Below are 21,520 nucleotides of genomic sequence, written 5' to 3'. Positions count from 1 at the left end.
GGTGAGAGCGCTTATTCCTCGATGATCTGGGTCTCCATGCCGGGAGCCGGGCGATCGCGCTTGAAGATGGTCTCCAGGTCCTCGATGGCGGTGAGCAGGAGCACGATCAGGGTCCCGGCCCAGCCGGCCGCGAACATGACCTCGAGCACGCGAATCAGCGCTGGGAACAGGAAGTCCATAGTCCGCCCGGTATTGTAAAGGATACCGCCGTGGCCACGCCCGCTTTCCCGGCAGCCGGGGTTTGTTACACTCTGCCGGTGCGGCGCATCCCTCTCGGTAGCTGGCTGCTGGCGGCGGTGTCAGGCGTGCTCCAGGTCCTGATCTTCCCCACGCCCAGTCTCTACTTTCTTTCTTGGATCGCGGTGGCGCCGCTGCTGGTGGCCATCCTGGGACCGCGGCCGTCGGCCGCGCCGGGCGAAAACGCCGCTCCCTCGCTCCTGCGCGGCTTCCTGCTGGGCTTCGTGTGCGGACTGATCTTCTGCGCCGGCAATTGCTACTGGATCTACTACAGCATGACGGTGTACGGGCGGCTGTCGCCGGCCGCGGGGGCGGGGGTGCTGGTGCTGCTGTGCGTGGCCTCAGCGGCCACCGACCGCGGCGTCTTCGGTCTCTGCCTGGCGTGGGTGGCGCGGCGGGGCGGCCAGCGCCGCGCCCTGGTGCTGGCGCCCTTCCTGTGGGTGGCGGTGGAACTGGGCCGGGAGCGCCTGGTCGGCTTTCCCTGGGACCTGCTGGGCTACAGCCAGGTGGACAACATCCCGCTGGCGCGCATCGCCAGCCTGACCGGGGTGTGGGGGATCGCCTTCGAGCTGGTGCTGGTGAACGCCGCCTTCGCCGCCGCCTGGTACCTCCCGCCGCCGCGGCGGGGAAGGATGGTAGCGGCCTCGCTGCTGGCGGCGCTGGTGCTGCAGGCGGGGGTGCTGGTCAAGGCACCGGCGTTGCCCGCCACCCACACCGCGCGGCTGGTGCAGCCCGACATCCCCATCCTCGATCCCGTGCAGTGGACGGAGCAGCGCTTCGGGGGGACGCTGACGCAGATGGCGGCGCTCAGCCTGCCGGCGCACGGCATGGCCCATCCCGACCTGATCGTGTGGCCGGAGTCGCCCGCGCCCTTCTGGGACAACGATGGGCGCTTCCGCGGCCTGACCGGGCAGGTGGCGATGCAGGCGCAGGCGTGGATGGTGGTGGGAGAGCTGGGCCTGGGGCCGGATCCCGCCGGCGGCAACCTGCCGCTGATGTTCAACTCCGCTGCTCTGGTCGCGCCGCGAGGAGAGTGGGCGGGCCGCTACGACAAGATCCACCTGGTGCCCTGGGGCGAATACGTTCCGGCGAAGGACCTGTTCTCCTTCGCCAGCAAGCTGACCAAGGAGTCCGGCGATTTCACCCCCGGCCGCCGCCGCCTGCTGCTGGAGGCGGGCGGGCAGCGCCTGGGAACATTCATCTGCTACGAGTCCATCTTTCCCGACGAGGTGCGGCAGTTCGCGGCCCAGGGGGCGCAGGTCTTCGTCAACATCTCCAACGACGGCTGGTTCGGGCCCGGCAGCGCTCCCGGGCAGCATCTCAACATGGCGCGGATGCGCGCCATCGAGAACGGGCGCTGGCTGCTGCGCGACACCAACAGCGGCATCACCGCCTCCATCGATCCCCTGGGGCGAGTGGTGGACCGCGCCCCGCGCGGGGTGGCCGCCTGGCTCGATGCCCCCTACGCCCTGGTCCCGGAGACCACCTTCTACACCCGCCACGGCGACTGGTTCCCCTGGCTGTGTGCGATAATTTCCCTGGGCGCGCTGCTGTTCAGCTTTCCACTTCCCAGGCGCGCTCCCCGGAACTGACCATGCTGGAGCAGGTCGAAGAACTCGAGCGCGAGTACGCGGGCGTGCGCGACAAGGCGCGCGACCTCCGGGAGTACCTTTGACCCGCCCCGCCTTCGCCAGCAGCTAGCCGAGATCGAGAAGAAGATCGCCGACCCCGGGCTGTGGTCGAACCCCGCCCAGTCGCAGCAGATCATGCGCGAGCGCAAGCGGCTGGACGAGGCCCTGACAACGGAAAAGGACCTGGAGCGGCGCACCAGCGACATCGCCACGCTCTTCGAGCTGGCGCGCGAGGGCGAAGAGGTCACCGCCGAGCTGCGCCGCGAGATCGCGGAATTGCGCGAGCGCGTGGAGAAGCTCGAGACCCAGACCCTGCTCTGCGGCGAGAACGACGCCCGCAACGCCATCGTCACCATCCATCCCGGGGCGGGGGGCACCGAGTCGCAGGACTGGGCGGAGATGCTGCTGCGCATGTACCTGCGCTGGGCCGAGCGCCAGGGCTTTCCCACCGTGCTCAACGACTACCAGGCGGGGGAGGAGGCGGGACTGAAGTCCGCCACCTTCAGCGTGGCCGGGGCCTATGCCTACGGCCTGCTGACCAGCGAGATCGGAGTGCACCGGCTGGTGCGCATCTCGCCCTTCGACCAGGCACAGCGGCGGCATACGTCGTTCGCCAGCGTCTTCGTCTCGCCCGAGATCGACGACGACATCAAGATCGAGATCAAGCCGGAGGAACTGCGCATCGACACCTACCGCTCGGGCGGGCGCGGCGGCCAGCACGTGAACACCACCGACTCGGCGGTGCGGCTCACGCATTTGCCCACCAACATCGTGGTCTGCTGCCAGAACGAGCGCTCGCAGCACAAGAACAAGGAGCGCGCCATGAAGATCCTGCGCTCCAAGCTCTACGAGTACGAGCTGGAAAAGAAGATGGAGGCCACGCGCAAGGTGGAGGAGTCGAAGCTGGATATCGATTTCGGGTCGCAGATCCGCAGCTACGTGCTGCATCCCTACCGCATGGTCAAGGACCACCGCACCAAGGCCGAGACCGGAGACGTGGACCGGGTGCTGGACGGCGATCTGGACCTGTTCATCCGCGCGTACCTGCTGGCGAGGCGGGCGGAAGGGAAGTAACCGACGAAGGTTTCAGGGTTTCAGAGTTTCAAGGTTTCAAAGACGAGAGCGGCCTTCCTTGAAACATTGAAAATGAAACTTTGAAACCTAACGCTTTGCCAGCATGAGCCACGCGGCCAACGCCGCCAGCTTTTCGTCCTGGCGCCAGGGCGGGCCCAGGTCGCGGCCCATCTGGCCGGCGCGCCGTCGCAACGTCTTTGCCTGAAGACGCAACGCGGCCGCGGCCTGGGCCACGATCTCGCGCTCCTTCACACCCGTGACCTTCACGCGGGAGCGTCGGCAGGCGCGTCGCATGGCCTCGCGGAAGAAGAGGCCCTCGGCGGTGTGGATCCTGGGATGCGAAGCCAGGATAGCGGCCAGTGGCCCGACCTCCCGGCCCGCTGCGAGCAGGATGCAGGCGCGGCCCGGCTGCAGGCCCTTCGCGCGCAACTCGGCGACGATCCCGCGCAGCGCCCGCCGCGCCAGGCCGTTCGTCGAAGCGGCACAGCGGCGCACCAGCCTCTCCGCCTGCTTCAGACTCAGCTTCTCGGCGGCGTGGTAGGGCTGCTTGGAGCCGGGGATGGCGGGGTCGGCGATGACCACGGTCTTGCGGAGCACCACCTGCGGCGCCTTAACCGGTCCGGCGACCGCGACCACCGCCGCCCATCCCGAGTGCACGCGAAACCCCAAGCCGGCGATGGCTGCCGCCTTCACGGCATCTTGACCATGAACTGCCCGCAGACCTCGAGCGCCGAGAGCACGTGGGTGACGCCCAGCAATTCGCGCACCCGCTGGTTGAAGTTGATGAGGCGCAACTCGCAGCCGGCCTTCTGGGCGGAGACGTAGAGGCGCACCACCGTGCCGATGCCCGAGCTGTCGAGGTAGGCGAGGTCGGTGAAGTCGAGGACGATCTTCTTGCGTTGGGGGATGAGGGGCTTGACCTCGGCGATGAGCGATTCGACCACATCGCGAGTGAGGCGGCCGTAGCAGCGCACCAGCGCCGCCTCGGGAGTCTGCTGGGTGCGCAGTTGCAGGCAGGGCCCGGCCGGGTCCGGCAGATTCAGCTTCATGGTTTTCCGTAGTGTCCGAAAGAATCCAAAACCGGTGTGCGCTAGTTTCGCGTTTCAGGTTTCGAGTTTCAAGCGAAAACGGAGCGGGAAACCTTGCAACCCGGCGCCGCCTCCGTATACTTTGTGCGTCCCATGGAAGCCGGGAAGGTCAAGTCCGAGAGCCCCGCGGGGGTCATGCTGGGAGAGCGCTTCGACGAAGCGATGCAGTACGCCTCCCGCCTGCACCAGCGGCAGCGGCGCAAGGGCACCGCAGTCCCCTACCTCGCCCACCTGATGAGCGTGGCGGCGCTGGTGCTGGAGCACGGCGGCGACGAGGACATGGCGGTGGCGGCGCTGCTGCACGACGCGGTGGAGGACCAGGGCGGCAAGCCGGTGCTGGAGGAGATCCGGCGGCGCTTCGGCGAGCGCGTGGCGGGCATCGTGGCCGGCTGCACCGACGCCGACACCCTCCCCAAGCCTCCCTGGCGGCAGCGCAAGGAGGAGTACATCGCGCACGTGCGGCACGCGCCCGCGGACGTATCCCTGGTTTCGGCGGCCGACAAGCTGCACAACGCGCGCACCGTCCTGGCCGACTACCGCCGCCACGGCGAGGCGCTGTGGGGGCGCTTCCAGGGAGGCCGCGAGGGCACGCTCTGGTACTATCGCGCGCTGGTTGAAACTTTCCGGCAGGCGGGCAACAATCCTCTGGTAGAAGAACTGGAGCGGGTGGTGAGCGAGCTGGAAAGCCTGGCGCAGAAGGAGGGGACGGCGCATGGCGCGCATGATTGATCTGATCCGGCAGTCGCAGGCGCCCGCCAACGTGATGCGCGCCGCCTCCAAGGGGGCGCTCAGCGTGCCTCCCGCCGAAATGATCGAGATCCTGGTCTACCTCACCACCCATCCCCTGTTCGCGGAGCAGGCCCGCATGACCCTGGCGGGCTGGGACGAAGCCAGCTCGCTGGCCGCCTGCCGCGATCCCCAGAGTCCGCGCGAGGTGCTGGACTACTTCGCGGCGCCCGCCAACCGCCGTCCCAGGCTGATGCCGGCCCTGCTGGAGAATGCCGCGGTGCCGGAGGCGGCGCTGATGGAGATGGCGCAGACGGCCTCGCGCGAATTGGTGGACATGATGCTGGCCAGCGCGCGGGTCCAGAAGTCGCCCCATATCCTGCACGCCCTGGGCACTAACATCCACCTCACGCCGGAGGAGGCCGCGCAGCTCAAGGCGGCACTGGCGGCGCTGGGCGAGCAGACCATGAAGATCCCCGCCCACGAAGAGGTGGGCGAGGAAGGCAAGACGCAGTACGAGCTGGAGCACGCCGCCGAGATCGCCGCCGAGGAGGGCAAGCCTTTCGAGCTGGTGGGGGGCGCCCTGGACGACGAGGAGACCCGGGCAGCGGCGGCCGCGCTGCAGATCGACCCCGCGGCCACGGACGCGGCGGCCGGGCCCGCCGCCGTGGACGAGAAGACGCTGAAGATGCGCCAGGCCGAAGCCGACAGCCGCGAGCGCCTCTCCCCCCTGCAGAAGATCTCACGCCTCACCGTGGGCGAGCGCGTGCAACTGGCCATGCGCGGCAACAAGGAAGAGCGCTTCATCCTGGTCCGCGACGGCTCCAAGGTGGTGTCGTCGGCGGTGCTGCAGTCCCCCAAGGTGAGCGACGGCGAGATCGAGACCTTCGCCGGCATGAAGAACGTGCAGGAAAGCGTGCTGCGCGACATCGCCCGCACCAAGAAGTTCATGAAGAACTACGGTGTGGTGCGCGCCCTGGCCAACAATCCCCGCTGCCCCCTCGACCTCTCCCTGGGCCTGATGGGCCACCTGCTGGTCAACGACCTGAAGGCCCTCTCCATGAACAAGAACATCCCCGACACCCTGCGCAAGCTGGCCACCAAGAGGTTCAAGGAAAAGTCGGCGCCCCCGGGAGCCAAGAGGGAATAGCGCCCGCTACTTCTGCCGGTGGAAGACCAGGGTCTTGGCGAAGACGGCCGGGTCCGTCGCGTACTTCTGCAGGAAGTCGCGCAGGCGCGCCGGGGTCCCGGTCAGCACCAGGAAGTCGTCGTCCACCACGGTATAGTCCGGCGCCGCCTTGTGCTTCTCGATGCTCTCCTTCAGCCGGTCGTAATCCAGGCGGGCGAGCGTGAGCGTGTCCCCGTCGCGCGAGACTTTCCAGAAACTGTGGGTGGGGGCCAGGTGCGCGGAAGCTGCCAGGGGTAACTGGAACTGGTCCCACTGCTCGATCCACACGTCGAGGTAGCGCTGGCTGCCGACCTGCACCAGGGCGCCGCGCAGTTCGGTGGTCTTGCCGTCCTCGGTGTACTTCAGTGAGTACCGGTTGTCCCCTTGGTCGGCGATGGCCAGGGAGGCGGGCTTGTCGTCGGCGCCTTTGTCCGTCTGCCAGGTGCCCAGCAGGGCCGGGTCGGTGGCAGCGGGCGGCACGGCTTTGTCGTAGATGGGGTGCAGCGACTCCACGAAGCATCCCGTCAGCAGCAGGCCGGCCAGCAGGGCGGGGGCGGTGACACGAAGCAGCAAGCGGAGGGCCTTCATAGCAACCTCCTGATCCAAAGCAGTATATCCCCGACGGTGGGGAACGGCGGCGCGAGGCCCTAGGCATCGTGGCGGCGCTTCTATAGAATAGCCTACCGCCCGCTGCGGCTCCGCGGACCCGGCCATGCCCTCCGCCTTTACCCAGGCCGACCCGATCGGCGAGATGCTGAAGAGAGCCAAGACCATCGCCGTGGTCGGGCTCTCTTCCAGCCCGCTGCGTCCCAGCTACGGCGTGGCCGCCTACCTGCAGCAGCAGGGGTACCGCATCATTCCCGTGAATCCCAACATCCGCGGGGCACTGGGCGAGAAAGCGTGGCCTTCGCTCGGGGACGCGCCGGAGAAGATCGACATCGTGAACGTCTTCCGCCGGCCCCAGTTCGTCCCCGAGGTGGTGGACGCCGCCATCCGGCTGCAGGTGCCCTGCGTCTGGATGCAGGAGGACGTGGTGCACGACGAGGCGGCGGAGAAGGCGCGCCGCGCCGGCATCTTCGTGGTCATGGACCGCTGCATCCTGAAGGAACACCGGGCGCGCTTCCGGTAGGTCCCTCCCTTACTCCGTGTCTCCGTGCTTCCGCGGTGAGTCCTTGCCGCGCAGCTTGCGGATCTCTTCCAGGCGCTTGCGGATACGCTCTTCGACGCCTTCGCTGGTCGGATGATAGTAGCGGCGCCCGCGCAGGTTGTCGGGCAGGCACTCCATGTCGGCCACCTTCTCTTCCAGATCGTGGGCGTACTGGTAGCCCTTGCCGTAGCCCAGGCCCTTCATGAGCGCGGTGGGTGCGTTGCGGATGTGCAGGGGGACGGGCTCGGCGGCGGTCTGCTCCACGTCCTGCTGCACCTTCCCGTAGGCGGTGTAGAGGGCGTTGGACTTGGGCGCGAGCGAGAGATAGACGACGGCCTCGGCCAGCGCCAGGTTGCCTTCGGGCATGCCGATGAAGTCCACGGCATCGCGCGCCGCCATGGTGAGGGCCAGGGCCTGGGGGTCGGCCAGGCCGATGTCTTCCACCGCCATGCGCACCACGCGGCGGGCGACGTAGAGCGGGTCTTCGCCTGCCTCGAGCATCCTGCCCAGCCAGTAGAGGGCGGCGTCGGGATCGGAGTTGCGCACCGACTTGTGCAGCGCGGAGATGAGGTTGTAGTGCTCTTCGCCGGCCTTGTCGTAGAGCAGGACGCGGCGCTGCAGGGCGTCGTGCACGATCTGGTCGGTGATCTCCCTGCCGGACTGGGCCAGCGCGGTATTGGCGGCGACCTCGAGCACGTTGTAGGCGGAACGCGCATCGCCGCTCGCGTAGGCGGCGATCTTGCGCAGCACGTCGTCGGCGACGGTGACCGGGGTCTGCCCCAGGCCGCGCTCCTTGTCCTCGAGCGCGCGCCGCAGCAGGGCGACGATCTGCTCCTCGCTGAGCGGGTTGAGCACATAGACGCGGCAGCGCGAGAGCAGCGCCCCGATGATCTCGAAGGAAGGGTTCTCGGTGGTCGCCCCGATCAGCCGGATGTTGCCCCTCTCCACGTGCGGCAGGAAGGCGTCCTGCTGGGCCTTGTTGAAGCGGTGGATCTCGTCGATGAAGACGATGGTGCGGGTGCCGTACTGGCGCGCCTTCTCGGCGTCGGCCATGACCTGCTTGATCTCCTTGATGCCCGAGAGCACGGCGGAGAACTCGATGAACTCGGAGCGGGTCATGCGCGCGATGATCTTGGCGAGCGTGGTCTTGCCCACTCCCGGCGGCCCCCAGAAGAGCAGGGAGCCGGGATCGTCGCGCTCGATCTGCAGGCGCAGCGCCTTGCCCGGGGCGAGGATGTGCTCCTGCCCGACGAACTCCTCCAGGGTGCGCGGGCGCATGCGGTCGGCCAGCGGGCGGCTGCGGTCCACGCCCTCGGGGCTCGGAGTTGGCTGGAAGAGGCTCAATGCTTTTTCACCACGAGAGGCACAGAGACACAGAGGAATGCAGAATGCAGAATTGAGAATGAAGAATGAAAGGCCCACGTTGCGCTGTCATTCTGCATTCTCCATTCTTCATTCTGCATTCTTGGCACGCTGGCGAGCGGCCTCATATAAGAGGATACTCGCGGCCACGCCCGCGTTGAGCGATTCCACCCGCGGCGAGTGCGGGATGACCAGCACCTCGTCCATCTTTTTGAGCAGTTCGCGGGGGACACCCGCGCCCTCGCTGCCGATGAAGAGAGCCAGCGCGCCGGTAAGCCTGGCCTGGTCGAGAGGGGTGCCGCGGTGCGACGAGGTGGCCAGCAGGCGCAGGCCGCGAGCGCGCAGCGTCTCGGCCGCCTCCTCCAGCTTGACCTCGACCATGGGCAGGCGGAAGAGCGAGCCCGCCGAGGCGCGCACCAGCTTGGGATTGGCGCGACCCACCGTCTTCTCGCCCAGCAGCACGCCGCTGACCTCGAAGGCTTCGGCGGAGCGCAGCAGGGTGCCCAGGTTGCCGGGATCCTGGATGCCGCACGCGGCGACGAGCAGGGGCTCACGCGGGCGCAGCAGGTCGTCGAGCTTGAAGTCCTCGAGCTTGACCAGCGCGGCCACGCCCTGGGGGCTCTCGGTGGCCACGGCGGCGTTGAAGACGGCGTCGGGCAGCACCAGCACCTCGGTGTGCGCGCCGATCTGCGGCAAGAGCTTCGCGCCCGCTCCCTTCATTGCCGACTCGCTGAGGAAGAGCGCCTGGAAGCGCAGGCCGCTGCGGATGGCCTCATCCACGATATGCGGGCTCTCGATGGCGCAATAGCCATCGTCGGTGAGCTGGCCGCGGGCGCAGGCGCGGCGCAATCCCTTGACCAGCGCGTTCTGCGGGCTGGAGACGCGCCGCAGCCGGGGATGGGTGGCTTCGGTCATGGCGCTGAAAGCGACATCATACATGCGGCAGCGGAGGCCGGGGCCGGGCAATCAGCATTCCGCCTGCCTTGCCGCCCGGTGTACGATATGTTAGGTTTCGCCGTCGAGGAGATCTGCGCATCCAGGAGCGCACTTGCCCGCCGAGATCATCAGGATCAACCCCACCAGCCCGGAGGCCAGCCTGGTCCAGTACGCGGCCGAGCAGTTGCGCGCCGGGCAGGTGCTGGGCATGCCCACCGACACCTTCTACGGGCTGGCCGCCGATCCCTTCAACCTGCGCGCGGTGGAGCACATCTACCTGGTGAAGACGCGCTCGCGCCACAAGCCGCTCTCGCTGCTGATCGAGAGCATCGACCAGGCGGAAGACCTGGCGCGGCCCCTGCCTGAACATTTCTATGCGCTGGCGCGGAAGTTCTGGCCAGGCCCGCTCACGCTGATCGTGCAGGCGGCCTCGCGCCTGCCGTTGAAGGTGACGGCCAACACCGGCAACGTGGCCCTGCGTGTGCCCGCCGCCGCCATCCCTCTCGCGGTGATGCGCGCCGCGGGGGTGCCCATCACCGCCACCTCCGCCAACCTGAGCGGCGCCGCCGAGTGCACCACCGCCGAGGGCGTACAGCAGCAGTTGGGCACCCGCATCCCCCTGATCGTGGACGGCGGGCCCTCGCCGCGCAGCGTGGCTTCCACCATCGTCGATCTCTCCCACGAAGAGGAGTGGCACGTGCAGCGCGAGGGCGCCATCCCTGCGCAGGAGATCAAAGACCTGCTCTCCCAGTTCCCGGGATGAGCCCCGCTCCTTCCACTCGCGCGAAGCCCCGCCGGCACTGGTTCCTGTGGCTCTTGCTGTGCGCGCTGGTGGGTGCGGCAGCGTTTGCGGCCGTCACCTGCACCGACATCGTGGTGCAGGGGGAGCGCGACGAGAGCCGCCCGGCCGACGCGATCGTCGTGTTTGGCGCGGCCGAGTACTCGGGCAAGCCCTCGCCCGTCTTCCGCGCCCGCCTCGACCACGCCTACACGCTCTTTGAGCGCCACCTGGCGCCCTACGTGATCGTGACCGGGGGAGCGGGCGGTGATCCCAAGTTCAGCGAGGGCGGAGTGGGGCGCCAGTACCTGGAGGAGCGCGGCGTCCCCGAGGACCAGATCATCGCCGAGACCCAGGGCGACAACACCCTGGAATCCGCGGAACGCATCGCGGTGATCATGAAGGCCAACCGGCTGCGCACCTGCGACGCGGTGAGTGATGGCTACCACATGTTCCGCCTGAAGAAGATGCTGGAGCGCGAGGGCATCGTGGCCTACGCCGCCCCCCGCCCGGAGCTTCATCCCCCCGACCGCTGGCGGCGGGCACTGCTGGTGGCGCGCGAGCTGGCCAGCTACACCCTGTGGCGCCTGCACATACCCAGGAGTTTGGAGCTAGGAGTTAGTAGTTAGCGCGGAGGCGCGCCGGAAGCCAGTCGCCAGGAGCATCGATGAAGGAAACAGTTGCCGACGCGCTGCGCTTCTGGGAGCCCCGCCGCGTGAGCTATAACCTCCTTCTGGGCGTGGTCGTGGCCGGGTGGGTGGTGCTGACCTGGCCGCACTTCCGTCCGCTCTTCACGCCCATCGCCTTGGGGCAACTGGCCGTCTTCGCTCTGATCTTCAATGTCTGCTACTGCGCGGCGTATCTGGCGGAGCTCCTGTTCCAGGATCCCCCGCTGCAGGCCGGCTGGCGGCGCTGGCGCGGGCTGCTGTGGGTGGCCGGAACCGTCCTGGCCATCGTCTTTCAGAATTACTGGATCGCGGACGAGATCTATCCTTTCGTGCGCTGAACGAGCCAGGACGTGAGCTAGTGCCTGTCCTGCAACGCGATCCCCGCGATGGCGCGGGCGATCTCCAGGCGCTGGGGTACGTCCTCGAGATTGGTGAGCAACGCCACCGCCAGCCGCCGGGATGGGACGATGTAGAGCACGCCGCTCGCGCCCTGGCTGGAGCCCACGTGGAGGTACTCCCCCGTGGGATGCCGGCCGGCATCTTCCAGCACCTCCCAGCCGAATCCGTAGCTCACCCTATCGCCATTCTTCAGGCGGGCTTCCGTGAGCATGGCATCCCGGGAGGAGCAGGCCACCAGCTTGCAATCGAGGAAGGCGATCGCGAAGCGCGCCAGGTCGGTCGCGGTGTTGAGGTATCCCCCGGCGGGGAGGCGGTTGCTCAGGTCCACATGGGGCGCGTTCTGCAGCCGGCCATCGACCAGGCGGTAGCCCGCGGCGCGGTTGGGGATGAGGGCAGCGGGGTCATCGTCGCGGGAACCCTGCATCCCGGCGGGCTCGAAGATCCCGGTGCGAACGATCTCCAGGAACGGCCGGTGCGCCGCTCCCTGCAGGACGCAGCCGAGCACGTCGTAGCCAAAGCTGCTGTAGGAGTAGCGGGTGCCGGGCTCGAAAAGCAGGGGATCATCTTTGAAGGGAGCGAGGGCGTCGGCCACGTCGGCGTAATGCGCGGTGCTGGTTAGCTCCTCGCGAGCGTGAGGACCGCCGTAATGGCGAATGCCGGATGTATGCGTCAGCAGTTGGCGGCTGGTGATGGGCCAGGACTTGGCCGGGAATGCCGGGCAGTAGGTCTGGATGGGCTGGTCGAGATCGAGCAGCCTGCGCTCCACCAACTGCATGGCCGCGGTGGCGGTCATGCTCTTTGCGATGGAGGCACTGCGGAAGACCGTTTCCGGGCGCACCGGCACCGAGTTCTCGACATCGGCGAGCCCGTAGGCATTGGCGTACACCACCTGGCCGTCGAGGGCGACGGCCAGCGACGCGCCCGGCACCTTGTTCTCCCGGAGGTAGTAGGAGAGGGCGCGGTCCATGCTGCTCTTCTGGGCAGCGGTCAGCGACTGCCCGGCCGCGCCGGCGGCGAGCAGCACGATAGAGAGGAGAACGCGAAGCCGGCTCACGCCAGATTGTATCGAGCGCCCCAAAGCGTCTTCACTCCCGACTACGACTCCCTGACTACCGTCCTCGCACCAGCGCGAGCAGGCGCACGGGGCCGCCGGAGCCGCCTTCCAGCTTGGCGGCGCCCACCACCAGGGTCGCGCCCGCGGGCGGCACCGCACCCAGGTTGGTCACATTCTCCAGTTGATAGACGTTCTGCGCCAGCACGAACCGGTGCGCAGGATAGTCGGGCGAGGGGCCGTAGTCGATGCTGAGGGTGTCGATGCCCAGGCCGACGACGTGGCGCTCCGTCACCAGCAGCTTCGCGGTCTCCGGGGCGAAGCCGGGGAAGTGCATGGTGCCTTTGGCGTCGGCGTTACGGTAGTCCTTCATGGAATTCCAGCGGCTGTCCCAGCCGGTGAAGGCCATGACGACGGCGCCCGCGGGAATGCGCCCGTGGAGCTTCTCCCACGCGGCCACGTCGCCGGGGGTGACCAGGTAATCCGGGTTGCCGGCGACCTGGGCGCGCACGTCGATCACCACCAGCGGGGCCACCAGGCGCGAGGCCGGGATCTGGTCTACGGTCCAGGCGCCGGAGGCGAAGTGCGCGGGGGCGTCGATGTGGGTGCTGAAGTGCTCGGGCAGGCAGATGGCGCGCGAGAAGTAGCCGTCCTGGTCGAGGCGGCCCAGTTGCTTGGCCTCAAACGGCGACTTCTCCGTGCCCTCCCAGTTAGGGCTCTTCTCGCTGAGGTTGTGGGTCAGGTCCACCACGGTCACGCCCGCGCCCGGGGCCGGCTTGCGAGTCTGGGTCTGCGCGAACCCCGGCGCCACCAGCAGCAGCGCCAGAACGACCATCCGTGTCTTTCTCATGTGCTCACCTCTCCTCCAGGAACCGCGGCTGCCCTCACAGCCAGCCGATCAGGACGGCGGCGCCGGCCGCCAGCAGGGTACTGAGCAGGTTGACGGCGTCGTTGTTCAGCCGCCCCGGACGCTCCAGGGTGGCGCCGAGTACGCTATCGAACATCATCCCCAGCACCCCGGCGACCGCCACCAGCGCGATCCAGGGCAGGCGAATGAGATAGGCGCCGGCGCAGGCGGCTGCGACCACCAGCGCGGCCAGGCAGCCGGCCATGGTCCCGCTGAGGCTGACGCCGCCGTTGGTGCCGGGCTCCACCGGGCGGAAGCTGGTGATGAGGTAGGCGCGCGGCTCCAGCGCCTGACCCATCTCCCCGGAGACGGTGTCGGCGGCGGCCTCAGCCAGCGCCGCCGCCATGGCCAGCAGGAACAGGGGCGAGGGGCGGAACAGCAGGGCGGCGCCGGCGCAGGCCGCCACGCCCAGATTGGCGAGGACCTGGCGAGCGGAGCGTCCTTCCCGGTTTTCCGCCGTGCCCAACTCCTGCTTGTGACGGTAGCCGAAGCGGGTGGCCAGGGAGGTCAGCAGGAAGACCACGACCACGCAGACGAAGCCTCCGGGCCCGGTCCCGACATAGACCATCCAGGTCACCAGGGCGCCGGCGACCGCGCCCCGCCAGTTGACGGCGCGCAGCCAGCGGGCCAGAAGCGCGAAGACCAGGGTCACGCCCAAGCCCACCGCGACCCGGCCCCCGAGTCCCCCTGACCCCGCCGTGGGAACCAGGGAGAGCCAGTGACCGGCGATGGAAGGGACGATCAGCATGATCCGAACCGTGAGCCCCGGTGCAGCGCATCCTATCAGACGGAGGCGGGGAGGGAAGCATCTCGGGGGGCGGCGCTTGCATCTCTCCACCCTGAAGCGGCCTGGGCCCAGCGGCGATTGTGCTGGCGCGAGGCCGCGCGTTGCCGGTAAAATTGCAGATTCCCCACCAGCAGTTCTTGAGTCTCTACGCGGGAGTGCGGATGAACTTGGTGCGAAAGCCCGGCCTGGCAGTCATAAGCTTCATCGTCCTGATGTGTATGGGTTGCGACCAGATCTATCGCCCCGTCGCCAACCCCATCCTGAGTCCTCCGGGCGATCCCGGCGCGACCCGGGGCGCCTTGGTGGTGGAGAACAACGGCGGCGGTGTCGGCGCCACCGACCTCATCAACACCGGGGGCGATACCCTGGTGGGGGTGATGATCACGGGCGCCAACGCCGTGCATGCCGCCATCCTGACCAGCAACAGTCTGAGCGCCGTAGCCAACCAGGGCGAGGACTCGGTCCTGATCTATACCACCTTCCTGCCCTCCAACCCGGGAGTGTTCGTCAGCCTGCCGGCGGGCTCCCAGCCCGTCTATCTCGCTACCACCCAGAACACGGTGGTGTACGTGGCCGAAGCCGGCACGGGCAAAGTGGGCGCCGTCACCTCGGCGGGGGTGCTGAGCTCGGAGGCTAGCGTAGGAGGCACCCCGGTGGCGCTGGCCGAGACCCCGGACCAGACCCACCTGTACGCCGTGCTGTCGGGAGGCAGCGTGGCGGACCTGGTCCCCGGGGACTTCACCGTCGCCCCGGTCTCGATCGCGGTGGGCGCCAACCCGGTCTTTGCGGCCGCCAGTACGGACAGCAAGCTGGTGTTCGTGGTCAATCAGGGGGGCAACTCGGTCTCCGTGATCGACACCGCCACCGACACGGTGGTGCAGACCATCCCTGTGGGTCCGTCGCCGAACTTCGCCAAGTACGATGCCAACCGCAAGCACCTGTACGTGACCAACTCCGGCGGCAACACGGTGAGCGTGATCGATGCCAGCGGAACGGTGCCCTTTCCTGCCCCGGTCACGGTGACGGTGGGCAGCGCGCCCACCTCGGTGGCCGCGCTGGCCGACGGCTCGCGCGCTTATGTCGCCAACTCCGGCAGCGGCACGGTCTCGGTGATCAACGCCGGCAGCCTGACCGTGGTCAAGACCATCCCGGTGGGCACGACGCCGCTCTCCATCGACTCCTCGGCCGACAGCGCGCGCGTGGTCGTGGCCAACCGCGATACCGTCAACGCCGGCAGCGCCATTATCGGCAGCATCACCGACATCACCACCACCACCGACACGGTGGTGAACACCTTCCTGCCGGCCCGGTCCAACCCCATCCTGGTCGTGACCACGCACTGAGTCGCAGCAGGCGGAAAGACGAAGGGGCGGGCCCTGGAGCCCGCCCCGTTCTTGTTCCCGCAGGAAAGGGCTATTCGACCACCACCGCCTGGCGCTCGCTGCGGCGGCGCCGGTTGTAGCGCATGGCGATGTTCATGAAGACGCTGCCGCTGGGGGTGTCGAAGCACATCACCAGGGCCTCGGTGTCCTCCGTGCTCTTCATGCCGGTCTCCTCGGCATGGATCTCGGGGGGAGTGATCTTGAAGCGGAAGCCCTGGTCGTTGAGGGTGGTGACGGCATTGCCGATGACCAGGTTGGCCAGCTCGCAGATGGTCTCCTTCACCACCGCGTCGGACTCCTCGATCTCGCCGCCGGCCAGGGCGCCGGCTACCTTCATGGCGGTGGCGGGGGCCAGGTCGAAGATGACGCGCCCCTCGATGTCGCCGTGGATGACGACGATGGCGGCGGTGCCCTTGCGGCGATAGACCTCCTCGTCCATGCTGACGTCGCCGATCTTGGTCTGGCAGCGCAGGGTCTCGGCCAGCACCGCGTCGGCGGCGTTGATGAAGGGCTGGATCAACTCCATTCTCATTGCGAGCCTCCGGCCACGGCGGGAGCGGCGGGCGTGACCGCGTCTTCGCCCAGCACGTACTTGACCACCTCGTAGAGCACCTCGGGCTTCACCGGCTTCTGCACGAAGTGCCGCGCGCCCTTCTGCAGGGCGGCCACGATGTTCTCCTGGTAGCCCACCGAGGAGACCATCACGATGCGCGCCTCGGGGTGCTGGCGCACGATGCGCTCGGCCGCCTCGATGCCTTCCATCTGCGGCATGGTGATGTCCATGAGCACGATGTCGGGCTGGGTGCGGTCGTACTCGGTGATGGCGGTGAGGCCGTCGCCCGCCTCCCCCGCCACCTGCCCTCCGAACAGCTCGATCATCTTGGTCAGGTTCTTGCGCGCGAAGACGGAGTCGTCGACCACCAGGTAGCGGACGGGTTGCCGGTCCTTGCTGCGAAGCAGAGCCGCGAATTGCTCCATAACCATTCTCCTTACTGCTGTTCCCAAAAAATCCCGTTGCCGCGCTAGCGGGTCGTACTGGTCACCGAGCGGCGATCGGGCACGCACTGCGCCTGCAGGGTATGCGCCATGGCGTCGAGCGGCACCACGCGGGTGGCGTGGCCGCGCTCGATGGCCGCCTTGGGCATGCCGAAGACCACGCAGGACTCCTCGCTCTGCGCGATGGTCAGCCCGCCCGCCGCCTTGATCTCTTTCATGCCTTCGGCCCCGTCCTCGCCCATGCCGGTCATGAGCACGGCCAGGGCGTCGCGCCCGAACTCCTGGGCCACCGAATGGAAGAGCACATCCACCGACGGCCGGTGCCCGTTCACCCGGGGATCGTCGGAAAGCACCACGATGTCGCCCAGGGGCATGCGCCGTACCTTCATGTGGCGGTTGCCCGGGGCGATCAGCGCCCGCCCCGCCAGCAGCAGGTCGCCGCTCTGGGCTTCCTTCACGTCGATGGCGCAGCACTCGTCCAGGCGGCGCGCGAACAGCTCGGTGAAGCCCTCGGGCATGTGCTGTACCACCAGCAGGGCGCCCGGAAAGTCGCCGGGAAGCTGTGAGAGCACGTACTGCAGGGCGTTGGGCCCGCCGGTGGAGATCCCGATGGCCACCACCCGGCTGGCCGCCACCCGCGGCTTGGCCGCCGGCTTCTGCACCCGCTTGGCCGGCGAGGAGAGCTGGCTGTGCACCCGCGGCATGTCGGTCTGCGCCGCCACCTTGATCTTGGCGATCAGCTCGGCGGCGATCTGGTCCATATGGGCGGAAGCCGCGTCCACCGGCTTGGCCACGAAGTCGAAGGCCCCCAACCCCAGCGCCTTGAAGGTGGTGGAGGCGCCCTGGGTGCTGTGCGCGCTGACCACGATCACCGGCAGCCGGTATCGCCGCATGATCTCCTTCAGGGTCTCCATGCCGTCCATGCGCGGCATCTCCAGGTCGAGCGTGACCACCTGCGGCTTCAGTTCCTCGATCTTCTTCAGCCCGAAGGAGCCATCCATGGCCGTTCCCACCACCTGGATGGAGCCGTCGCGCTCCAGGATCTGGGGGATGAGCTTGCGCATGAGCGCGGAGTCGTCGACCACCAGGACGCGCACGGGAGCGCTCATGGCCGGGCTCCTGGACGGGCGGCGCCCGCCGACTTGCCCAGGCGGGCGATGACCGCCGGAATGTTCAGGATCAGCACCACCGCGCCGTCCCCCAGGATGGAGGCGCCGCTGACCAGGTCGGTGGCCACCAGATTGTCGTCCAGGGCCTTGATGACCAACTCCTCTTCTCCCACCAGTTGGTCCACGACCAGGCCGAACCTGCGGTCGCCCATGGCGATGACCACGACGAAGAGCTTCTTACTGCGTGCGGCCTTGCCCCGCCCGGCCAGGCGGCCCAGGCGCACCAGGGTCAGAATCTGGTCGCGCAGTTGCCAGACTTCGTGGTTGTCCACCTTGTGGAACTCGCCGTCGGCGGCGCGCGCGATCTCCAAAACCGAGGCCAGGGGCACGGCATACAGCCGGTCCGCCGCCCGGAACAGCAGCGCCTTGATGATGGCCAGGGTGAGCGGCACCTTCAGCAGGAAGGTGGTGCCCTGGCCGGGCTTGGTCTCGATCTGCACCGTGCCCTTGAGCCGCTCGAGCACGCTCCGGACCACGTCCATGCCCACGCCGCGGCCGGAGATCTGTGTGACTTCGCTGGCAGTGCTCAGCCCGGGATGGAAGATGAGGTCGAGGGCCTCGGCCTCGGTCAGGCGCGCGGCGTCCTCCGCCTTCAGGATGCCGTGCTCGACGGCCTGGGCCACCACCTTGCGCCGGTCGATGCCGCGGCCGTCGTCGGAGACCTCGATGACCACCTGGTTGCCCTGGTGATAGGCGTTGAGGCGCACCGTGCCCGCGGCGGGCTTGCCCGCCGCCGTCCGCTCCGCCGGCGTCTCCAGGCCGTGGCCGACGGCGTTGCGCACCAGGTGAGTCATGGGTTCGGCCAGCATGTCGACGATGCTCTTGTCCAGGTCGGTGTCCTGCCCGCTCACCTGCAGCGCCACTTCCTTACCCTCTTCCTTGGCCAGGTCGCGGATGACGCGCGGCAGACGCCGGAACAACTGCTCCACCGGCACCATGCGGATCTTCATCACCGACTTCTGCAGGTCCTGCAGCACGCGCGCCTGGAAGGCCATGGCGTCGGCGAACTTGCCGCGCAGGGCGTCCTTGGGGAAGCGCTTGTCGAATTCGCCCACCGTCTGGTGGAGCATGGACTTGCCGATGATCAGCTCGCCCACCAGGTTCAGCACCGCGTCGATGCGCTCCGCGTCCACCCGCAGGGTGGTTTCGGGAGTGGTGGTGAAGGCGGCGGGAGCGGGGCCGGCTTCGGCGCCGGCGGTCTCGGCGGCAGGGGCAGCGGCTTCGCCGGCCGCCGGCCCGGCAAGAGTCTCAGTCGGAGCCGCCGCCGCGCTGGCCACGGTGATCATCGGCGGCTCCGGCGTGATCCCCAGCAGGTCGTGTTCGGGCCGGGTGATCGGCTCGGTGCGGCAGCGCTGCACCAGGACCTCGGCGACCACCGCCGGGATCTTGCACTTGCTCGCCATCCACTCTTCGCTCTGCGAGCTGGAGACGGCGGCTTCGACGATCTCCACGGCCACGCTGGCTTCGCCCTCCGGGCGCATGGCTAGCAGCGTCCCCGCCTGCCGCAGCACGTTGCGCACGAGTTGGACGGCGGCGGCCTGGAGGCCGCAGTTGGGGTCGATGCGCATGCCGATGTTGTAGACGGTGAGGCCGCGGCTGGCCGCGTCCGCGATCATCATCTGCTCGTACTCGCTCCAGGCGAACTTGGGCGCCAGCACCGCCGGCTTGGCTTCGGCGGGATGCATGAGCTTCTCGATGTGGGAGCGCAGCTCCGCCCCCGAGGGCGGCTGCAGATTGCCGCGATAGGCCGCCAGCATGGCCTGGAAGGTATCGGCGGCGGCCAGCACCACCTCGCCCAGCGAACTCTTATCCCCGGCCAGCTCCGGGGTGAGCACGTCCTCGAGCTGGTGGGCCAGTTCGCTGAGCTCGCGGAAGCCGCAGGCAGCGGAGTCGCCTTTCAGCGTGTGCACGGTGCGGCGCACGCTGCGCACGATCTCCGTGTCCCCGGGGCGCTTCTCCAGCATCAGACCTTCCTCGTTGAGCGCCTGCAGCAGCTCCTGCGCGCTCTCGAAGAAGAGCTCCTTCAGTTCGGCTCCGTGTTCTTCCGAAAAGAAACTCACGGCGTGACCTCGATGCGCTGGTAGGCGGTGCCGTTGTCCTTGTGCAGCATCTTGAACTTGTCGGTCAATCCGAAGAGGCTCTCCGCGTGTCCCACGAAGAGATAGCCCTCGGGGTTGAGACAGCGGTAGAACTTCTCCACCAGGCGTTTCTGCTCGGCCTCGTCGAAGTAGATCATCACGTTGCGGCAGAAGATGACGTCGTTGCGCTGCGGCAGGAACTCCGTCTTCAGGTTGTGGAAGTCGAAGTGGACCAGCTCCTTGACCGTCTTCTTGATGGCGTAGCGGTCGCCCACCTTGTCGAAGTAGCGCAGGCGGTAGGTGTAGTCCACCGGCTCCATCTGGTTCTCGCTATAGACGGCTTCCTGGCCGGCGCGCAGGACCGAGTAGTTGATGTCGCTGGCCAGGATCTCCACCCGCCAGGGTGGCGGGATCAGCGGCTTGGGGGAGGGCATCTCGAAGGGGAGCGGGTTCCGCAGGTAGTAGTAGGCCAGGGCATCGCACACCATCATGGCCATGGTGTAGGGTTCCTGCCCGGTGGAGCAGCCGGCGCTCCACAGCCGCAGCGACCAGTCACGCCGCTCCTGCTTGCGGTGCAGCATCTCCTCCAGGGTGGTCTTCTGGAAGAGCTCCAGTTGGGGCTTGTTGCGGAAGAAGCTGGTCTCGTTGACGGTGAGGTTCTCCAGCAGGGCGGCCAGTTCCGCCTTGCCCTCCCGGCTGGTGAGCAGCCGGTAGTAGTTGTAGAAGGTGTCCAGGCGGGTGGCTTTGAGGCGGCGCTGCAGCCGGTCCTGCAGAAAATGGACGCGGCGCTCGTCGAAGTACATCCCGCATTCCTGGTAGACCAGCGTCTGCAGCAGCTTGAGTTCGGCCTCGGTGAGCTGGACCTGGACGGACGATGGTGTGACCATGATCGGGTTCTTCTTCGCTTCCTGGCGCGCCGGGCGCGCCCACTCCTTGAAGTCGTCCAGGCTCTTGCGCGCCGTCCTAGGCCGTGGCCGCGGCGTCCGTCTCACCCGAGACTTGCGTATCGGCGAAGTCGGCCAGCCGCTTCAACTCGCCGCGCTGCAGGATCTTGCTCAAGTCGATGAGGATGACCAGCCGGCCCCCCAGCTTGCCCACTCCGGTGACGTAGTTCAGCTCGCCTTCCTCGAAGACGTTGGGGGGCGCGTCGATGTCGGAGGGCGGGATCTTGAGCACTTCCGAGGCCGCGTCCACCACCAGCCCCACCATCTTGCCTTCGACCTCCACCACCAGGATGCGGTTCTTCTTGTGGCTGGTGATCTCGCGCTCGCCGAAGCGCTTGCGCAGGTCCACGATGGAGATGATCTTGCCGCGCAGGTTGATGACCCCTTCGATGTACTCGGGAGCATCGGGGACGGCGGTGATCTCGGGGACACGCACGATCTCGTGCACCAGCGCGATGGGGACCCCGAAGGTCTCGCGCCCGATGCGGAAGCCGACGATGTGAAGGTCCTTGGCCATGCGCGTGATTGCGGCTCAGGAACGGGCGCCGACGGCGTAGCGGCCGGCGGCCGCCCGCCCGGTCTCGGCCTCTGCCCGGCGGTGGCCGGAGCGGTCTCCGTTGCCGCTCTCCAGCACGAAGCGGTCCATGGCCTCCAGCAGCGAGCGCGACATCTTCGACATCTGCTCCGCCGAGGCCGCCAACTGGGTCGAGCCCGAGGTGGATTGCTGCACCAATTCGCGCATCTTCTCCATGGCCTTGACCACGGCCTGCGCGCCGGAAGCCTGCTCTTCCACCGAGGAGTTGATCTCGTGGGTGATCTCGTTGAGCCGAGTGGTGGCCTTAGCGATCTGCGAGGAGCCGTGGGACTGCTCGTTGGTGGCCGCCCCGATCTCCTGCGCGAACTTGTAGACCTCGGTGACCACGTTGGAGATCTTCTTGAGCGCGGTGCTCAGGTCGGAGCCCAGGGAGAGCCCTTCGTTCACGATGCTGGTG

At 68.0% G+C, this 21,520-nt stretch carries 25 protein-coding genes; 9 read left to right on the top strand and 16 right to left on the bottom strand.

Annotated features, from left to right (window positions below; genetic code table 11):
• Window positions 1-11: 11 nt before the first annotated feature.
• Window positions 12-179 (bottom strand): hypothetical protein, encoded by a 168-nt coding sequence (locus VEG08_12630; protein HXZ28830.1) that lies wholly within the window; start codon window positions 177-179, stop codon window positions 12-14.
• Between the two features lie 30 nt (window positions 180-209).
• On the opposite strand from VEG08_12630, the gene lnt reads away from it, so the two are divergent.
• Both lnt and prfB read left to right on the top strand, forming a co-directional pair.
• Window positions 210-1,829, top strand: a complete 1,620-nt coding sequence (gene lnt, locus VEG08_12625) for an apolipoprotein N-acyltransferase (GenBank protein ID HXZ28829.1) — start codon at window positions 210-212, stop codon at window positions 1,827-1,829.
• Between the two features lie 2 nt (window positions 1,830-1,831).
• Window positions 1,832-2,942 (top strand): peptide chain release factor 2 gene (gene prfB, locus VEG08_12620; GenBank protein ID HXZ28828.1). Its coding sequence is split into 2 segments (ribosomal slippage): window positions 1,832-1,909 and window positions 1,911-2,942, totalling 1,110 coding nucleotides; the frame shifts between segments, so codons are not numbered across the junction.
• Window positions 2,943-3,029: 87 nt separating this feature from the next.
• Here prfB and VEG08_12615 read toward each other — a convergent pair.
• Together VEG08_12615 and VEG08_12610 are read right to left on the bottom strand one after the other, a co-directional pair.
• The gene (locus VEG08_12615) at window positions 3,030-3,635 is read right to left on the bottom strand and encodes a hypothetical protein (GenBank protein ID HXZ28827.1); all 606 of its coding nucleotides are present in this window, start codon (window positions 3,633-3,635) and stop codon (window positions 3,030-3,032) included.
• Window positions 3,632-3,991, bottom strand: a complete 360-nt coding sequence (locus VEG08_12610) for an STAS domain-containing protein (GenBank protein ID HXZ28826.1) — start codon at window positions 3,989-3,991, stop codon at window positions 3,632-3,634. Before VEG08_12610 ends, VEG08_12615 begins: the two co-directional genes overlap by 4 nt.
• A 132-nt stretch (window positions 3,992-4,123) precedes the next feature.
• Here VEG08_12610 and VEG08_12605 point away from each other — a divergent pair, with 132 nt between their 5' ends.
• Together VEG08_12605 and VEG08_12600 are read left to right on the top strand one after the other, a co-directional pair.
• Window positions 4,124-4,759 (top strand): HD domain-containing protein, encoded by a 636-nt coding sequence (locus VEG08_12605; protein ID HXZ28825.1) that lies wholly within the window; start codon window positions 4,124-4,126, stop codon window positions 4,757-4,759.
• Window positions 4,743-5,906 carry a hypothetical protein gene (locus VEG08_12600; protein ID HXZ28824.1) on the top strand — a complete coding sequence of 388 codons (1,164 nt, stop codon included), beginning with the start codon at window positions 4,743-4,745 and terminating at the stop codon, window positions 5,904-5,906. The genes VEG08_12605 and VEG08_12600 overlap by 17 nt, the downstream gene beginning before the upstream one ends.
• Before the next feature lie 6 nt (window positions 5,907-5,912).
• On the opposite strand, the gene VEG08_12595 is transcribed toward VEG08_12600, so the two are convergent.
• Window positions 5,913-6,512, bottom strand: coding sequence for a hypothetical protein (locus VEG08_12595; GenBank protein ID HXZ28823.1), 600 nt, complete (start codon window positions 6,510-6,512; stop codon window positions 5,913-5,915).
• A gap of 124 nt (window positions 6,513-6,636) precedes the next feature.
• Between VEG08_12595 and VEG08_12590 the strand changes: the two genes are divergently transcribed.
• Window positions 6,637-7,053: a CoA-binding protein gene (locus tag VEG08_12590; GenBank protein HXZ28822.1), complete on the top strand. Its 417-nt coding sequence runs from the start codon at window positions 6,637-6,639 to the stop codon at window positions 7,051-7,053.
• A gap of 9 nt (window positions 7,054-7,062) precedes the next feature.
• Here VEG08_12590 and VEG08_12585 read toward each other — a convergent pair whose 3' ends face one another.
• Both VEG08_12585 and VEG08_12580 read right to left on the bottom strand, forming a co-directional pair.
• The gene (locus VEG08_12585; protein ID HXZ28821.1) at window positions 7,063-8,415 is read right to left on the bottom strand and encodes a replication-associated recombination protein A; all 1,353 of its coding nucleotides are present in this window, start codon (window positions 8,413-8,415) and stop codon (window positions 7,063-7,065) included.
• Window positions 8,416-8,523: 108 nt separating this feature from the next.
• Window positions 8,524-9,348: an RNA methyltransferase gene (locus VEG08_12580; protein HXZ28820.1), complete on the bottom strand. Its 825-nt coding sequence runs from the start codon at window positions 9,346-9,348 to the stop codon at window positions 8,524-8,526.
• Window positions 9,349-9,481: 133 nt separating this feature from the next.
• On the opposite strand from VEG08_12580, the gene VEG08_12575 reads away from it, so the two are divergent.
• The 3 genes from VEG08_12575 to VEG08_12565 are packed head-to-tail and all read left to right on the top strand — an operon-like array spanning window position 9,482 to window position 11,153.
• Entirely contained in the window at window positions 9,482-10,132 is a 651-nt protein-coding gene (locus VEG08_12575; GenBank protein ID HXZ28819.1) for an L-threonylcarbamoyladenylate synthase, read from the top strand.
• On the top strand, window positions 10,129-10,776 hold the full coding sequence (locus tag VEG08_12570; protein HXZ28818.1) for a YdcF family protein: 648 nt from the start codon (window positions 10,129-10,131) through the stop codon (window positions 10,774-10,776). Before VEG08_12575 ends, VEG08_12570 begins: the two co-directional genes overlap by 4 nt.
• 38 nt (window positions 10,777-10,814) lie before the next feature.
• Window positions 10,815-11,153 (top strand): hypothetical protein, encoded by a 339-nt coding sequence (locus VEG08_12565; GenBank protein ID HXZ28817.1) that lies wholly within the window; start codon window positions 10,815-10,817, stop codon window positions 11,151-11,153.
• A gap of 17 nt (window positions 11,154-11,170) precedes the next feature.
• On the opposite strand, the gene VEG08_12560 is transcribed toward VEG08_12565, so the two are convergent.
• From VEG08_12560 to VEG08_12550, 3 genes are read right to left on the bottom strand one after another with little or no spacing between them, the layout of a single operon-like run.
• Entirely contained in the window at window positions 11,171-12,268 is a 1,098-nt protein-coding gene (locus tag VEG08_12560) for a serine hydrolase domain-containing protein (protein ID HXZ28816.1), read from the bottom strand.
• 55 nt (window positions 12,269-12,323) lie between these two features.
• Window positions 12,324-13,115: a cyclase family protein gene (locus VEG08_12555; GenBank protein ID HXZ28815.1), complete on the bottom strand. Its 792-nt coding sequence runs from the start codon at window positions 13,113-13,115 to the stop codon at window positions 12,324-12,326.
• Between the two features lie 34 nt (window positions 13,116-13,149).
• Complete coding sequence (locus VEG08_12550) at window positions 13,150-13,920, bottom strand: DUF92 domain-containing protein (GenBank protein HXZ28814.1); 771 nt, start codon at window positions 13,918-13,920, stop codon at window positions 13,150-13,152.
• Between the two features lie 200 nt (window positions 13,921-14,120).
• Between VEG08_12550 and VEG08_12545 the strand changes: the two genes are divergently transcribed.
• Complete coding sequence (locus VEG08_12545) at window positions 14,121-15,302, top strand: YncE family protein (protein HXZ28813.1); 1,182 nt, start codon at window positions 14,121-14,123, stop codon at window positions 15,300-15,302.
• A 70-nt stretch (window positions 15,303-15,372) separates the two neighbouring features.
• On the opposite strand, the gene VEG08_12540 is transcribed toward VEG08_12545, so the two are convergent.
• The 7 genes from VEG08_12540 to VEG08_12510 form a co-directional block, all read right to left on the bottom strand.
• Window positions 15,373-15,873: a chemotaxis protein CheX gene (locus tag VEG08_12540; protein HXZ28812.1), complete on the bottom strand. Its 501-nt coding sequence runs from the start codon at window positions 15,871-15,873 to the stop codon at window positions 15,373-15,375.
• Window positions 15,870-16,319 carry a response regulator gene (locus VEG08_12535; GenBank protein HXZ28811.1) on the bottom strand — a complete coding sequence of 150 codons (450 nt, stop codon included), beginning with the start codon at window positions 16,317-16,319 and terminating at the stop codon, window positions 15,870-15,872. Before VEG08_12535 ends, VEG08_12540 begins: the two co-directional genes overlap by 4 nt.
• 44 nt (window positions 16,320-16,363) lie before the next feature.
• Complete coding sequence (locus VEG08_12530; protein HXZ28810.1) at window positions 16,364-17,446, bottom strand: chemotaxis response regulator protein-glutamate methylesterase; 1,083 nt, start codon at window positions 17,444-17,446, stop codon at window positions 16,364-16,366.
• Complete coding sequence (locus VEG08_12525; protein HXZ28809.1) at window positions 17,443-19,566, bottom strand: chemotaxis protein CheA; 2,124 nt, start codon at window positions 19,564-19,566, stop codon at window positions 17,443-17,445. Before VEG08_12525 ends, VEG08_12530 begins: the two co-directional genes overlap by 4 nt.
• Window positions 19,563-20,576, bottom strand: a complete 1,014-nt coding sequence (locus VEG08_12520; GenBank protein ID HXZ28808.1) for a CheR family methyltransferase — start codon at window positions 20,574-20,576, stop codon at window positions 19,563-19,565. The genes VEG08_12525 and VEG08_12520 overlap by 4 nt, the downstream gene beginning before the upstream one ends.
• Entirely contained in the window at window positions 20,548-21,045 is a 498-nt protein-coding gene (locus VEG08_12515) for a chemotaxis protein CheW (protein ID HXZ28807.1), read from the bottom strand. Before VEG08_12515 ends, VEG08_12520 begins: the two co-directional genes overlap by 29 nt.
• Window positions 21,046-21,060: 15 nt before the next feature.
• A partial coding sequence (locus VEG08_12510; protein HXZ28806.1) for a hypothetical protein occupies window positions 21,061-21,520 on the bottom strand: 460 nt, incomplete at its 5' end.

The organism is Terriglobales bacterium (assembly GCA_035624475.1).
Taxonomy (GTDB): Bacteria; Acidobacteriota; Terriglobia; order Terriglobales; family Acidobacteriaceae; genus DASPRL01.
The sequence above is the reverse complement of the archived record's forward strand: the minus strand, read 5'-3'. Positions and strand labels throughout refer to the sequence as shown.

Excerpts from the sequence above, each read along its gene's own strand:
- VEG08_12630 (HXZ28830.1), bottom strand. The coding sequence starts at position 179 with ATGGACTTCCTGTTCCCAGCGCTGATTCGCGTGCTCGAGGTCATGTTC.
- VEG08_12610 (HXZ28826.1), bottom strand. The coding sequence starts at position 3,991 with ATGAAGCTGAATCTGCCGGACCCGGCCGGGCCCTGCCTGCAACTGCGC.
- VEG08_12605 (HXZ28825.1), top strand. The coding sequence starts at position 4,124 with ATGGAAGCCGGGAAGGTCAAGTCCGAGAGCCCCGCGGGGGTCATGCTG.
- VEG08_12600 (HXZ28824.1), top strand. The coding sequence starts at position 4,743 with ATGGCGCGCATGATTGATCTGATCCGGCAGTCGCAGGCGCCCGCCAAC.
- VEG08_12595 (HXZ28823.1), bottom strand. The coding sequence starts at position 6,512 with ATGAAGGCCCTCCGCTTGCTGCTTCGTGTCACCGCCCCCGCCCTGCTG.
- VEG08_12590 (HXZ28822.1), top strand. The coding sequence starts at position 6,637 with ATGCCCTCCGCCTTTACCCAGGCCGACCCGATCGGCGAGATGCTGAAG.
- VEG08_12580 (HXZ28820.1), bottom strand. The coding sequence starts at position 9,348 with ATGACCGAAGCCACCCATCCCCGGCTGCGGCGCGTCTCCAGCCCGCAG.
- VEG08_12570 (HXZ28818.1), top strand. The coding sequence starts at position 10,129 with ATGAGCCCCGCTCCTTCCACTCGCGCGAAGCCCCGCCGGCACTGGTTC.
- VEG08_12565 (HXZ28817.1), top strand. The coding sequence starts at position 10,815 with ATGAAGGAAACAGTTGCCGACGCGCTGCGCTTCTGGGAGCCCCGCCGC.
- VEG08_12555 (HXZ28815.1), bottom strand. The coding sequence starts at position 13,115 with ATGAGAAAGACACGGATGGTCGTTCTGGCGCTGCTGCTGGTGGCGCCG.
- VEG08_12550 (HXZ28814.1), bottom strand. The coding sequence starts at position 13,920 with ATGCTGATCGTCCCTTCCATCGCCGGTCACTGGCTCTCCCTGGTTCCC.
- VEG08_12545 (HXZ28813.1), top strand. The coding sequence starts at position 14,121 with ATGAACTTGGTGCGAAAGCCCGGCCTGGCAGTCATAAGCTTCATCGTC.
- VEG08_12540 (HXZ28812.1), bottom strand. The coding sequence starts at position 15,873 with ATGAGAATGGAGTTGATCCAGCCCTTCATCAACGCCGCCGACGCGGTG.
- VEG08_12535 (HXZ28811.1), bottom strand. The coding sequence starts at position 16,319 with ATGGAGCAATTCGCGGCTCTGCTTCGCAGCAAGGACCGGCAACCCGTC.
- VEG08_12530 (HXZ28810.1), bottom strand. The coding sequence starts at position 17,446 with ATGAGCGCTCCCGTGCGCGTCCTGGTGGTCGACGACTCCGCGCTCATG.
- VEG08_12515 (HXZ28807.1), bottom strand. The coding sequence starts at position 21,045 with ATGGCCAAGGACCTTCACATCGTCGGCTTCCGCATCGGGCGCGAGACC.